Origin of the sequence: Phenylobacterium parvum, assembly GCF_003150835.1 — a bacterium.
GTDB lineage: Bacteria > Pseudomonadota > Alphaproteobacteria > Caulobacterales > Caulobacteraceae > Phenylobacterium > Phenylobacterium parvum.
Genome location: NZ_CP029479.1, coordinates 431432 through 443748, shown reverse-complemented (window position 1 = coordinate 443748; position 12317 = coordinate 431432). Strand labels below are relative to the sequence as shown.

Genomic DNA, 12317 nt, shown 5'->3' with positions numbered 1-12317 from the left:
GGTCAGGCCGCCTGGCGCGCCCGGGCGACGGGGTTGGAAAAGCGCATCACGCCGTCCTCAAGACCCGAGAACCGCAGGGCGGCCAGGTCCAGGGCGTAGTTCTGGTGGAGCCGCCAGGGGGCGGTGACCCCCTGTTTCGGGAACTCGCCGATCGACCTCTGGACATAGCCGGAGGTGAAGTCCAGCCAGGGGGCGGTCTCCGGCGTCTCGCCTTCCAGCACCGGGGTGCACTGGCGAAGGCCCTTGCGGCGCATGTGGTTCAGCAGGCGGCAGACATACTCGCAGGTCAGGTCGCACTTCAGCGTCCAGGAGGCGTTGGTGTAGCCGAAGGCCGACGCCAGGTTCGGGACGTTCGAGTACATCATGCCCTTGTAGCTCAGGGTCTCCGCGGGCCGGATGGGTGCGCCGTCGACGCTCAGGGAGAGGCCGTTCATGGCCTCGAGCTTGAGGCCGGTGGCGGTGACGACGATGTCCGCGGCCAGCTCGGCCCCGGACTTCAGCTTCAGGCCGGTCTCGGTGAAGGTCGCGACCTCGTCGGTGACCACCGAGGCGGAGCCAGCCTTCAGGGCCTGGAAGAAATCGCCGTCCGGGGCCAGGCAAAGCCGCTGGTCCCAAGGATTGTAGCGGGGCGAGAAGTGGGTATCGACGTCGAAGTCGGGCCCCAGGGTCTGGCGGACCTGGTCGATGATCGCCGTCTTCACACGGTCGGGACGCCGCCGGGCGAGGCGGTAGAAGATCATGCCCATCAGAACGTTCCGCCAGCGGATCAGGCCATAGGCCATCTTCTCGGGGAGGAGGCGGCGCAGCTTCAGGGCCTGGGCGTCCTCGCCGGGCCGCCCGACGATGTAGGTGGGCGACCTCTGCAACATGGTCACGTGGCCCGCCGTCCTGGCCATCTCCGGGACCAGGGTCACGGCGGTCGCGCCGGAGCCGATCACCACCACCCGCTTGCCGGCATAGTCCATGTCCTCCGGCCAGGCCTGGGGATGGACGATGCGGCCGCCAAACCGCTCCATGCCGGCGAAATCCGGAGTGTAGCCGCCCTTGTAGGAATAGTAGCCGCCGCACAGGAACAGGAAGCTGCAGGTCAGGACCGACGGCCCCGAGGGCGTCTCGACCGACACCGTCCAGAGGGCGTCTGCAGTGGACCAGGCCGCGCCTGTGACCCTGTGGCTGAAACGGATCCGGTCCTCCACCTTCTCGTCCCGCGCGGTGTCGCGGATGTAGCGCAGGATGGAAGGACCGTCGGCAATGGCCTTGGCCTCGGTCCAGGGCCGGAAGGAATAGCCCAGGGTGTACATGTCGGAATCCGAGCGGATGCCGGGGTAGCGGAACAGGTCCCAGGTTCCGCCAATCGTCTCCCGGCCCTCCAGGATCATGAAGCTGCGGTCCGGGCAGGTGGTCTTCAGGTGGCGGGCGGCCCCGATCCCCGACAGGCCGGCCCCCACGATGATCACGTCGACATGGGTCTCTGAACGCGGCTCAGTCATTTGGTTCCCCGGATATGCACCTTGCGGCGCGCCTGTCATGACGGCGGCGCGGGACGGGCGCAAGCGTCTTGCCGCCCGGCGGCCCGGGTCCTAGCCTCGCCCCTGCTTCCCTGAGGTGTCCGCCATGCTCCGCCGCCTGTTCCTGACCCTCGTCCCGGCCCTCGCCCTGGTCCTCGCCCAGCCGGCGGCGGCGGCCGCTGAGACGCCGCCGCTAGGGACGCGGCTCACCGCGTCGGCGACCCCGTCCAAGGAGATGCTGCGCTGGCGCGAGGCGACCCGGCGGGTCACCATCGTCCGGGACGACTGGGGGATCGCCCACATCCGCGGCAAGACCGATGCGGACGCCGTCTTCGGCATGATCTACGCCCAGGCCGAGGATGACTTCCCGCGCATTGAAACCAACTACCTCACCGCCCTGGGACGGCTCTCCGAGGCCGAGGGCGAGGCCGCCCTGATGCAGGACCTGCGGGCCCGCCTCTACACGGACCCGGAAACATTGAAGGCCCAGTACGCCAAGAGCCCGCCCTGGCTGCGCAAGCTGATGGACGCCTGGGCGGACGGCCTGAACTACTACCTGTCCATGCACCCGCAGACCCGCCCGCGGGTCCTGACGCGGTTCGAGCCCTGGATGGCCCTGAGCTTCTCCGAGGGCAGCATCGGCGGCGACATCGAGCGCATCTCCCTCGACGACCTCGCCGAGTTGTACTCCGACCGCCCGAGGGTGCTGGCCAGCGCGGCGCCCGCCGGCCTTGAGGAGCCGCGCGGCTCCAACGGCATCGCCATCGGTCCCTCCCGGGCCTGGGGCGGACGCCCGCTGCTGCTGATCAACCCGCACACCAGCTTCTACTTCCGGGCCGAGCAGCAGGTGACCTCGGACGCCGGCCTCAACGTCTACGGCGCCGCGACCTGGGGCCAGTTCTTCATCTACCAAGGTTTCAACCCCCGTGTCGGCTGGATGCACACCTCCAGTGGCGTGGACTCGGTGGACGAGTTCTCGGTCCAGGTGATCAACCGGGGCGGAAGGCTGACCTACCGATATGGCGCAGAGGAGCGGCCGGTGATCACCCGGACCCTCCCCGTGGACTGGCGGACCCCCCAGGGCGCCCTGGTGCGCAGCACCTTCCGGGTGCACTTCACCCACCATGGGCCTGTCGTCCGAAAGGCGGGGGACCGCTGGGTCGCCTTCGCCATGATGAACCGGCCGGTGGAGGCCCTCAGCCAGTCCTTCCTGCGCACCCGGGCCCGCAACTTCGATGAATTCATGAAGGCGACGGCCCTGCAGGGGAATTCCTCGAACAACACCCTCTATGCCGACGCCGACGGGGTGATCGCCTACCTGCACCCCCAGTTTGTTCCCAGGCGGGACAACCGCTTCGATTACACCGGGACCGTGAATGGGTCGGACCCGGCGACGGACTGGAAGGGGCTGCACGCCCTGTCCGAACTGCCTGCGGTCAAGTCCCCGAAGGGCGGATGGGTCTACAACACCAATGACTGGCCCTGGACCGCGGCCGGGCCGGAAAGCCCGCGGCGCGAGGCCTTCCCCCGCTACATGGACACGGTGGGCCCCAACCCCCGGGGCGCCAACGCCGTCCAGCTGCTCGAGGCGGGCCAGACCTTCACCCTCGACAGCCTGGCCCAGGGCGCGTTCAACACGCGCCTGCCGGCCTTCGACCAGCTGCTTCCGGGGCTGGAGGCGGCCTGGGACGCGGCCCCGGGCGCAGAGCCCCTGCGGCTGAAGCTGGCTGACGACATCCGCCTGCTGAGAGGCTGGAACCGGCGCTGGTCGGCCCAGTCGGAGGCCCTGACCCTGGCGGTCTTCTGGGGTGACCTGCTCTGGCCCGAGGCCGAGGCGATCGCCCGGAAGGAGGGGCTGAGCACATGGGAGGCCATGGCCAGCCGGATCCCGCCGCGCCGCAAGCTCGAGGCCCTCTCGGAAGCCTCCGACCGCCTGCAGGCCGACTTCGGGAGCCGCAGGGTTCCCTGGGGCGAGGTCAACCGCTTCCAGCGCCGCACCGGCGAAATCCAGCAGGCCTTCAGCGACGCTGCGCCGAGCCTGGCGGCCCCCTTCCCCTCGGCGCGCTGGGGGGCCCTCGCCTCGTTCGGCGCCCGCCGGCCGGAGGGCCAGAAGCGGCTCTACGGGACCAGCGGCAACAGCTTCGTGGCCGTGGTGGAGTTCGGGCCGCGGGTGCGGGCCCGGGCCGTGACTGCGGGCGGGGCCTCCAGCTCGCCCGCCTCCAGGCACTTCACCGACCAGGCGCCCCGCTACCTGAGCGGCGACCTGCGACCCGTCTATTTCTGGCCGGATGAGATCCGGGGTCATGTGGCCCGAACCTACCGCCCCGGCCAATAGGCGCGGTGTTGCGCCGCCGGACGCAATGGCCTATCGCCCAAGCCTCCACGAGCCCGGGACCTCCATGGACGCCTCCGACCCCAAGCCGACCGCACGCTCCCTCGAGGCCGTGCGCGCGCGCCTGGACGTGGTCGACCGACGGCTGCTCGAACTGATCGACGAGCGGGCAGCCCTCGCCAGCGAGGTGGCGGCGGCCAAGGCGGCGGCGGGCGAGGGCGGGCGTTTCGCCCTGCGCCCCCCGCGCGAGGCCGAGGTGCTGCGCAACCTGCTCGCCCGTCCCCGCAAGGCCGCCCCGGCGAGCCTCATCGTGCGCATCTGGCGCGAACTGATGAGCGACAGCCTGTCGCGGCAGGGCCCCTACCACGTCTCCGTCTTCGGCGGACAGACGCCCGAAGGCGTGCGTGAAGCCGCCCGCATGCGGTTTGGCGCCGCCCCGCCCTTCGCCACCGCCAGCCGTCCCGAGGACGCCATCGCCGCCGCCCGCACCCCGGGTGGGGTCGCGGTCCTGGCCCTCGACTCCCGCACGCCCTGGTGGGGCCGCCTGCTTGCCGAACCGACCCTGCGGGTCTTCGCCGCCCTGCCCTGCCTGAACGCCTGGGGACGCCCGACAGCCCTGGCCGCCGCCGAGGTGGAGATCGGACCGACCGGCGGGGACCGCACCTACTGGGTCACCGACGCCCCCGGCCCGCCGGGCCGGCTGGTCGAGACCCTCAGCAAGGACGGGGTCGCCGCAGAACTGATGGCCGACGCCGGCGGCCTGCGCCTGTTCGAGCTCGTCGGCTATTACCAGTCGGACGACGAGCGCCTGGCCCGGGCGCCCGGACGCCTGACTGGCGTAATCGGGGCCGCCTCGGCGCCCCTGGACCTCTGAGGCCTCGCCATGACCGACCGTCCCCTTCCCAAGCCCGGCATCCTTCAGATCTCGCCCTACGTTCCCGGCAAGGCCGCCGTGGAAGGGGTAGCGCACCCGCTGAAGCTGTCGGCCAACGAGAATATCCTCGGCTCCAGCCCCGCAGCCCGGGAGGCCTTCGCCTCGGCCATCGACGAGCTGCACCTCTATCCGGACGGACGCTGCAACGCCCTGCGCGAGGCCATCGGCGCCCGATACGGACTTGAGCCCGAGAACCTGCTCTTCGGCTGTGGGTCGGACGAGATCTTCCAGCTGATCGGCCAGACCTTCATCCAGCCAGGCGACAACGCCGTCCAGGGCGAGCACGGCTTCGGCGCCTTCGCCATCGCCACCCGCGCCGCGGGGGGCGAGGTGCGCATGGCCCGCGAGGTCGACCTTCGGATCGACGTCGACGAGGTCCTCGACTGCGTCGACGAGCGCACGCGGGTCGTCTGGATCGCCAACCCCGCCAACCCCACCGGCACGGTCGTCGGCGGCTCGGAGATTCGCCGGCTGCACGCCGCCCTCCCTGCCGACGTGGTCCTGGTCCTGGACGGGGCCTACGCCGAATTCGCCGAGGACCCGGACTTCGAGGACGGGGTCGACCTGGTCCGCAACGCCTCGAACGTCATCATGACGCGGACCTTCTCCAAGCTGCACGGCCTGGCCGCCCTGCGGGTGGGCTGGGCATACATGCCCGCGGAGATGGCCGAGGCGATCGACCGCATCCGCCTGCCGTTCAACGTCTCGATCCCCGGCCAGCGCGCGGCCATCGCCGCCCTTGCGGACGAGGATTTCCAGGCGCGCTCCCTCGAGCTGGTCCGCACCTGGCGGCCCTGGCTGGCCCAGCAGCTTGGCGGGCTGGGACTGGAGACCACCCCCTCAAGCGCCAACTTCGTCCTGGCCCGGTTCCCCCAGACCCCCGGCAGGACAGCGGCCGACGCCGACGCCTTCCTCAGCGCCCGGGGCCTGATCCCGCGCCGGGTGACCGGCTATGGCCTGCCCGACCACCTGCGCATCACCATCGGCCTCGAGGAACACAACCGCGCCGTGATTGACGCCCTGGCGGACTTCATGGGGCCGCGCCCGTGATCTATCCGAAGCTGGCCGTGGTGGGCTGCGGCCTGATCGGGTCCTCGGTGATCCGCGCGGCGCGGGCGGCCGGAGCCGTGCGCGCCGTGGCCGTCGCCGACGCCAGCGCCGCACATCGCGAGCAGATCGCCGCCCTGGGCTATGCCGACCTCGTCACCGCCGACGTGGCCGAGGCGGTCCGGGACGCCGACCTCGTGGTCTTCGCCGTGCCCGTCCAGGCCATGGGGCCAGCCGCCGCCGCCGCCGCGCCGGCCCTGAAGCCGGGCGCCACCGTCACCGACGTCGGATCGGTGAAGGTCAGCGTGGCCGAGGCCCTTCGCACGGCGATTCCCGCTTCGATCCACCTGGTCCCCGGACATCCGATCGCCGGGACCGAGCAGTCCGGACCCGCCTCAGGCTTTGCCGAACTGTTCCGCGGCCGCTGGGTGATCCTGACCCCGGATGCAGACGAAACCCCTGCCTACCAGGAAGCCGTCGCCCGCCTGAGCGACTTCTGGACCGCCCTCGGCGCCCAGGTCGACGTGATGGACGCCGCCCACCATGACCTTGTGCTCGCGGTGACCAGCCACCTGCCCCACCTGATCGCCTACAACATCGTCGGCACCGCCGCCGACATGGAAGAGGTGACCCAGGCCGAGGTGATGAAGTACTCCGCCGGCGGTTTCCGCGATTTCACCCGGATCGCCGCTTCCGACCCGACCATGTGGCGCGACATCTTCCTGGCCAACAAGGACGCGGTGCTTGAGATCCTGGGCCGGTTCACCGAGGACCTCCAGGCCCTGTCGCGGGCTATCCGCTGGGGCGAGGGGGACAAGCTCTTCGAGCTCTTCTCGCGGACCCGGGACATCCGCCGGGGGATCATCATCGCCGGCCAGGAAAGCGCCGAACCCAACTTCGGGCGCGACCGCACAGCGCCGCCTCCCGGACCGGCGGGATCATGAGCGGCTACGCCTGGCTGGGCGCAGCGATCGCCACCGAGATCGTCAGCACCAGCCTGCTGAAGCTTTCCGAGGGCTTCAGCCGTCCCCTGCCCTCGGCGGGGGCCATCGCCCTCGTGGGCCTGTCGTTCTACTGCCTGTCCCAGGCCCAGAAAACCATTCCCATGGGGATCGGCTACGCCCTCTGGTCGGGGGTCGGCATCCTGGCCATCACCGCCATCGGCTGGATCGGCTTCCGCCAGAAGCTGGACTTTCCCGCCGTGGCCGGGATCACCCTGATCCTGGCCGGCGTTCTGATCATCCGCCTCTTCTCCCGCGCCGAGGCCTGATCCACGGCGCACGACGGCGCGTTCCGTTTCCCGCCGGCCTGGGTTAGGTCTGGCCCCGTGACCCTTCCCCCCGCCCTCGTCGTCCTGCCGGGCCCCAAGGCCGCCCTCACCGGCGCCGTGGGCGCCGTCCGGCTGGCGCCGCCCGAGGCCCGGGAGCGGTTCGCTCAGGACCGGCTGCTCGTGGCCCATGCGGCCCTCACCGCCCGCCGGCTGGGCGCCGCCGCCCCGCCGCGCTCGCCACGCCTGCTGGACGTGCTGGAGCTCTTCGCCTTCGTCCGGCCGGGCGCCTTCACCGCCCCCTCCGCCGCCGGCCTCGCCCTGGCCCTGGGAGAGCCCGAGCCCCTGGGTCCCGAGGCCATGGCCATCGCCCTCGCCCGGGTCGCCGAAAGGTTGCTGGACGAACTCGCGGAGACCCCCACCCCCTCCCGCGAGGAGGCCCTGGCCGTGGCCGAGACCCTGGCCCGGGGGGGCTGGGCCTGGGGCGAGCCGGTGGTGGCCGCCCTGCGGTCCCGCCCCGTCTCCAACGCCTTCCGCAGCTCGGGCCTCGACGTCTGGGCCCGGCTGGAGGAGTGGGAGGACCCAGGACCGCCGGGCGATCCGGGAAGCGTCCCGGTCTCGCCTGAGGCCGCCGTCCGCCGGCTGGGCGAACTCCTGGAGCGAGCCGGCCTCGACGAGGCCCGTACGGCCCAGGCCGAGTACGCCCGCGAGGCCGCCTTCGTCTTTCGGCCGCGCGACCGCGAGAACGAACCCAACATGCTGCTCGCCGAGGCGGGAACCGGGATCGGCAAGACCCTGGGCTACCTCGCCCCCGCCTCCCTCTGGGCCGAGGCGAACGGCCCCTCGGTGTGGATCTCCACCTACACCCGGGCCCTGCAGCGGCAGATCGAACGCGAGAGCGCCGTCCTCTTTCCCGACCCGGCCGAGCGGGCGCGCCGGGCCGTCGTGCGCAAGGGCCGCGAGAACTATCTCTGCCTCCTGAACTTCCAGGACCTGGTGAACACCGCCCAGCTGGGCGCGGCGGACCTGATCGGCCTGGGGCTCACCGCGCGCTGGATCCGCACCAGCCGGGACGGGGACATGACCGGAGGCGACTTCCCCGCCTGGCTGCCGGGCCTGTTCGCCGTCCCGCCCGCCGGGCAGGCGGCGGCGGGCAACCTGGTCGACCGGCGGGGAGAGTGCATCCACGCCGGCTGTGCGCACTACCGGACCTGTTTCGTCGAGAAGGCCATCCGCGCCTCACGCCGGGCTGACATCGTCATCGCCAACCACGCCCTGGTCATGTCCCAGGCGGCCTTCGACGGCGCGCGGGCGGGTCGCGGCGCGCCCGACGATCCGGAGACCACCCGCCTTCGCCGGGTGGTGTTCGACGAGGGCCATCACCTGTTCGACGCCGCCGACGCGGCCTTCTCCACGGCCCTGTCGGGCCAGGAGACGGTCGAGCTGAGGCGCTGGATCCGGGGCTCCGAGCGGCGCGGCCGCCGGGGCCGCGGGCTGGAAGCGCGGCTGGCCGACCTGGTGGGCGCCGACGGTCCCGCCCGGCAGGCGCTGAACGACGTGGTCCACGCCGCAGGCCGCCTGCCGTCCGAAGGCTGGAGCGGCCGGCTGTCCTCGGGAGACCCCGAGGCGCCGCAGGGACCCGTCGAGGCCTTCCTGGCGGCCATGGCGGTCCAGCTTCGGGCCCGCGCCGAGCCCACCGACCTGGCGCCCGCCTGCGCCGCTCGCCCGGCCCTTCCGGAGGCCATCGCCGCCGCACGGGCGGTCGCCTCGGCCCTGGCGGACATCGAGGCCCCCCTGCTGGCCCTGACGCGGACGCTGGAGGACCTGCTGGACCAGGGCGCCGAGACCCTTACCGGCGCCGAACGGGGCCGGATCGAGGGCGTGCTGCGGGGCCTGGACCGCCGGGCGCGAATGACCCTGCCCGCCTGGCGCGGCATGCTGTCCACCCTGGACGCCGAGGTGGCGGGCGAGGATCCGGACTTCGTCGACTGGTTCGAGGGGGTGGTGATCAACGGCCGGCTGGCCGACGCCGCCTTCCGCCGTCACTGGGTGGATCCCACCGAGCCCCTGGTCCGCACCGTGCTGGAGCCGGCGCACGGGGTGCTCGTGACCTCCGCCACCCTGACGGACAGCGCCGCAGAGGATCCCTTCGACCTGGCCGAGCTGAGATCGGGCGGCCGCCGGCTGGCCTCGCCGCCGGCCCACCTGCGCCTCGCCTCACCCTTCGACTACGCCGCCTGCGCCCGGGCCTTCGTGGTCACGGACGTGAACAAGAACGACGCCCGCCAGGTCGGGGCCGCCCTGCGGGAGCTGTTCCTGGCGGCGGGCGGCGGCGGGCTGGGCCTGTTCACCGCGATCCGCCGGCTCCGCGCCGTCCATGAGCAGATCGCCGCCGCCCTGGGTGACCGGGGCCTGTCCCTCTACGCCCAGCACGTCGACCCCCTGGAGGTCGGCGCCCTGGTGGACATCTTCAGGGCCGAGCTCGATTCCTGCCTCCTCGGCACGGACGCGGTGCGCGACGGGGTGGACGTGCCCGGCCGCAGCCTGCGCCTGCTGGTCTTCGACCGCGCGCCCTGGCCGCGGCCGGACCTGCTGCACAAGGCGCGCCGGGCCCGCTTCGGGAGCGGCTGGGACGACGCCATCGCCCGGGGCCGGATCGCCCAGGCCTTCGGCCGCCTGATCCGCCGGGCCGACGATCGCGGGGTCTTCGTCATGCTGGACTCCGCCACCCCCACCCGATTGTTCGGCGCCCTGCCGGAGGGCGTGGTCCTGCAGCGCGTCACCCTGGTGGAGGCCCTGGAGGCCACCCGCGACTTCCTCGGCGAGGGCTGAAGGCTGGACTCGCGCCGCGGGCCTGACCATGCTGGCCGCCACGCGGGAGGACGCATGCTGCGACAGAAGGTGCTGGCGCTTTACCTGGCCAATTCGGCCCTGGATTCGGTCGTGGTCGGCTGGTCCCTGTGGGACGGGACGGGAGAGACCCGCCGCATGGCCGGCGACGAGGACGCCCCGCCCTATCCGACCGGCCTGCACGCCCTGCGCGATGGCTGGCGGCTGATCCAGGTCTCGCCCCTGCTGCCCCACGCCAAGGGCGAGGAGTTCGACCTCGCCTACCTCAAGTACGAGTTCCTGTTCGAACAGATCGTGGAGACCGGCGCATGAACAACCTGCCCCTGCTGCCCGCCGAGGCCATGGCCAGCTTCGCCGCCCGCGGGTTCCTTCGCTTCGACGGCGTCGTGCCGGAAGAGATCAACCGCCAGTTCCTGGAGGAGATGGGCGACATCGATCCGCCCCGCCCCGGCCAGAAGATGAGGCGCACCTACGGCGAGATGCTGGCGCGGGCCGGCGTGCCGCAGACCCCGGCGGGCGTGCCCCTGGCGCAGGCCTATCCCGACGGCTCGGCCCTGAAGCGCCTCCTCGACCTGCCCCGGGTGGCCGGCGCCATCCGAAGCCTGGTGGGCGAGGACCCGGTCTTCGACCACCACTTCCTGCACGTGACCTTCCCGCCCGCCTACCACGAGGCCAGCGGCGGCGAGAACGTGTCCCAGCACTACCACCAGGACTCCACCATCGACCCCCGGCGGGCCTTCGACATCCAGATCATGTACTACCCGCACGCCGTGACCCGGGAGATGGGCGGCACGCGCTTCCTGCCCGGCAGCCACCTGCGCAAGGTCAGCGAAGCGGCCATCGCCCGCTACCAGAACATCCGCGGCCAGCAGCACATGGTCTGCGAGGGGGGGACCCTGCTCTTCCTGCATTCGGGCATCTGGCATGGCGGCGGAGTGAACGTCTCGGACCGCACCCGGACCATGTTCAAGGTGCGCATCAATCCCTCGCGCTCCCAGGTCCGCCAGTTCGACGTCTCGACCCTGAAGCCCCAGGACGCCCAGCGCCCGATCTTCTACCTCAAGGGCCCCCTGCCGCCCTCGGTCGAGCAGATCCTCATGACCCAGGAGCCCTGGTACGAGAACGATACGGGCCGGCTGGAGCTGCTGAACCGGGTCCGGTTCTGGCGCTACCTGACCGGCGACCCGGACTATGACGCCGACTACTGGGCGACCCGGATCGAGAACCTGGCGGACGCCTGAGGGGCGGCATTGCCCTACTTTCCGGGCTAACGCGCTAGGTTCGCCAGAGGGTGGGTCAATGATAGCTCCCTATTAACCATTTTATAAGTTTATGATTCTGTTATCCTTTTCCACTTGATTGAGGATGCTCGCCGTGACGGACGCCACTTACAACCTGAACGGCGGATTCAAGCCGACCATGAAGCGGTTTGCCGATCTGGACGGACCTGACTTTTTCCCAACGCCAGCGTGGGCTACGCACGCCTTGATCGACAATGAGCGTTTTGACGGCGATATCTGGGAGAGCGCCTGCGGCAACGGGGCAATGTCGAAGGTTCTGGAGACGACAGCGCGCTCGGTTCATAGCTCCGATCTGTATGACCGTGGCTATGGCGAGGCTGGCGTAGATTTCATCAAAGCCGATTGGTGCGCCGATAACATCGTAACCAATCCGCCTTACAATGCCGCCGAGGCATTCGTGCGCAGCGGTGTTCGACTGGCGCGTCGCAAGTTCGCGCTCTTGCTGCGGTTAGCCTTCCTTGAAGGCAGTAATCGCGCCAATACCATCTTCTCGGAGACGCCGCCGAGTCGCGTGTGGGTGTTCTCGGAACGGATCACGTTCTATCCGGTAGGCGCTGTCCAGGCAGGAAGCGGGACCACTGCATACGCTTGGTTCGTCTGGGACAAGGATGCACCCAGCGGGACGGAACTGAAGTGGTTCAAACCCGGCTACAAGCACCGGTTCAGTTAGTGTGTCATGGAATACGGAAGCCTACTTTAGGGATGTGTACAAGCCGCCCTGCGTAGATGAAGTTTCCGGGCGTCGTATCGTGGGATTTGATGTTGCGAACGAGCTGATGCCACATCTGTTCACCTGGGCGCGTCGCTGATGCTGCAGTGTTCGTCGCGTTGAGATTCACGTAATTCGGTATCTCTTTGTACGCCCGCTTATATGTGCAGAGGCCGCCATTGGCTATCGCTATCTGCTCAATACCACGCGCGATATCGTTCTCGTCGGCCATTGCTTCCTCCTAGCCTATGAGACCATCCTGACTCGACTTATGCGAGTGAGTCAAATTCCACTTTTGTCCTAGTCCGCCGGTTAGGGTGTCCTGTCTAGGACAGTATTTGCCCCTCGAAACGGAAGGGGAACATGCTA

General features: G+C 70.4%; 11 protein-coding genes. 9 read left to right on the top strand and 2 right to left on the bottom strand.

Annotated elements, in window-relative coordinates:
* Positions 1-2: 2 nt before the first annotated feature.
* Positions 3-1490 carry a flavin-containing monooxygenase gene (locus HYN04_RS02120; RefSeq protein WP_110449233.1) on the bottom strand — a complete coding sequence of 496 codons (1488 nt, stop codon included), beginning with the start codon at positions 1488-1490 and terminating at the stop codon, positions 3-5.
* A 124-nt stretch (positions 1491-1614) separates the two neighbouring features.
* Between HYN04_RS02120 and HYN04_RS02115 the strand changes: the two genes are divergently transcribed.
* From HYN04_RS02115 to HYN04_RS02075, 9 genes are all read left to right on the top strand, one after another.
* Complete coding sequence (locus HYN04_RS02115) at positions 1615-3843, top strand: penicillin acylase family protein (RefSeq protein ID WP_110449232.1); 2229 nt, start codon at positions 1615-1617, stop codon at positions 3841-3843.
* Positions 3844-3868: 25 nt separating this feature from the next.
* The gene (locus HYN04_RS02110; RefSeq protein WP_241962664.1) at positions 3869-4714 is read left to right on the top strand and encodes a chorismate mutase; all 846 of its coding nucleotides are present in this window, start codon (positions 3869-3871) and stop codon (positions 4712-4714) included.
* A 9-nt stretch (positions 4715-4723) separates the two neighbouring features.
* Entirely contained in the window at positions 4724-5824 is a 1101-nt protein-coding gene (hisC, locus tag HYN04_RS02105) for a histidinol-phosphate transaminase (RefSeq protein WP_110449231.1), read from the top strand.
* Positions 5821-6765: a prephenate/arogenate dehydrogenase family protein gene (locus tag HYN04_RS02100; protein WP_110449230.1), complete on the top strand. Its 945-nt coding sequence runs from the start codon at positions 5821-5823 to the stop codon at positions 6763-6765. The genes hisC and HYN04_RS02100 overlap by 4 nt, the downstream gene beginning before the upstream one ends.
* The gene (locus HYN04_RS02095; protein WP_110449229.1) at positions 6762-7091 is read left to right on the top strand and encodes a DMT family transporter; all 330 of its coding nucleotides are present in this window, start codon (positions 6762-6764) and stop codon (positions 7089-7091) included. The genes HYN04_RS02100 and HYN04_RS02095 overlap by 4 nt, the downstream gene beginning before the upstream one ends.
* A 57-nt stretch (positions 7092-7148) precedes the next feature.
* Positions 7149-9920, top strand: a complete 2772-nt coding sequence (locus tag HYN04_RS02090; RefSeq protein WP_110449228.1) for an ATP-dependent DNA helicase — start codon at positions 7149-7151, stop codon at positions 9918-9920.
* A 54-nt stretch (positions 9921-9974) separates the two neighbouring features.
* Complete coding sequence (locus tag HYN04_RS02085) at positions 9975-10250, top strand: hypothetical protein (RefSeq protein WP_241962661.1); 276 nt, start codon at positions 9975-9977, stop codon at positions 10248-10250.
* Positions 10247-11179, top strand: coding sequence for a phytanoyl-CoA dioxygenase family protein (locus tag HYN04_RS02080; RefSeq protein WP_110449227.1), 933 nt, complete (start codon positions 10247-10249; stop codon positions 11177-11179). The genes HYN04_RS02085 and HYN04_RS02080 overlap by 4 nt, the downstream gene beginning before the upstream one ends.
* A 133-nt stretch (positions 11180-11312) precedes the next feature.
* Positions 11313-11909 (top strand): hypothetical protein, encoded by a 597-nt coding sequence (locus tag HYN04_RS02075; RefSeq protein ID WP_110451248.1) that lies wholly within the window; start codon positions 11313-11315, stop codon positions 11907-11909.
* Positions 11910-11913: 4 nt separating this feature from the next.
* Here the strand turns inward: HYN04_RS02075 and HYN04_RS13375 are convergent, their stop codons facing one another.
* Positions 11914-12180 (bottom strand): hypothetical protein, encoded by a 267-nt coding sequence (locus tag HYN04_RS13375; RefSeq protein WP_162599509.1) that lies wholly within the window; start codon positions 12178-12180, stop codon positions 11914-11916.
* Between the last annotated feature and the right edge of the window lie 137 nt (positions 12181-12317).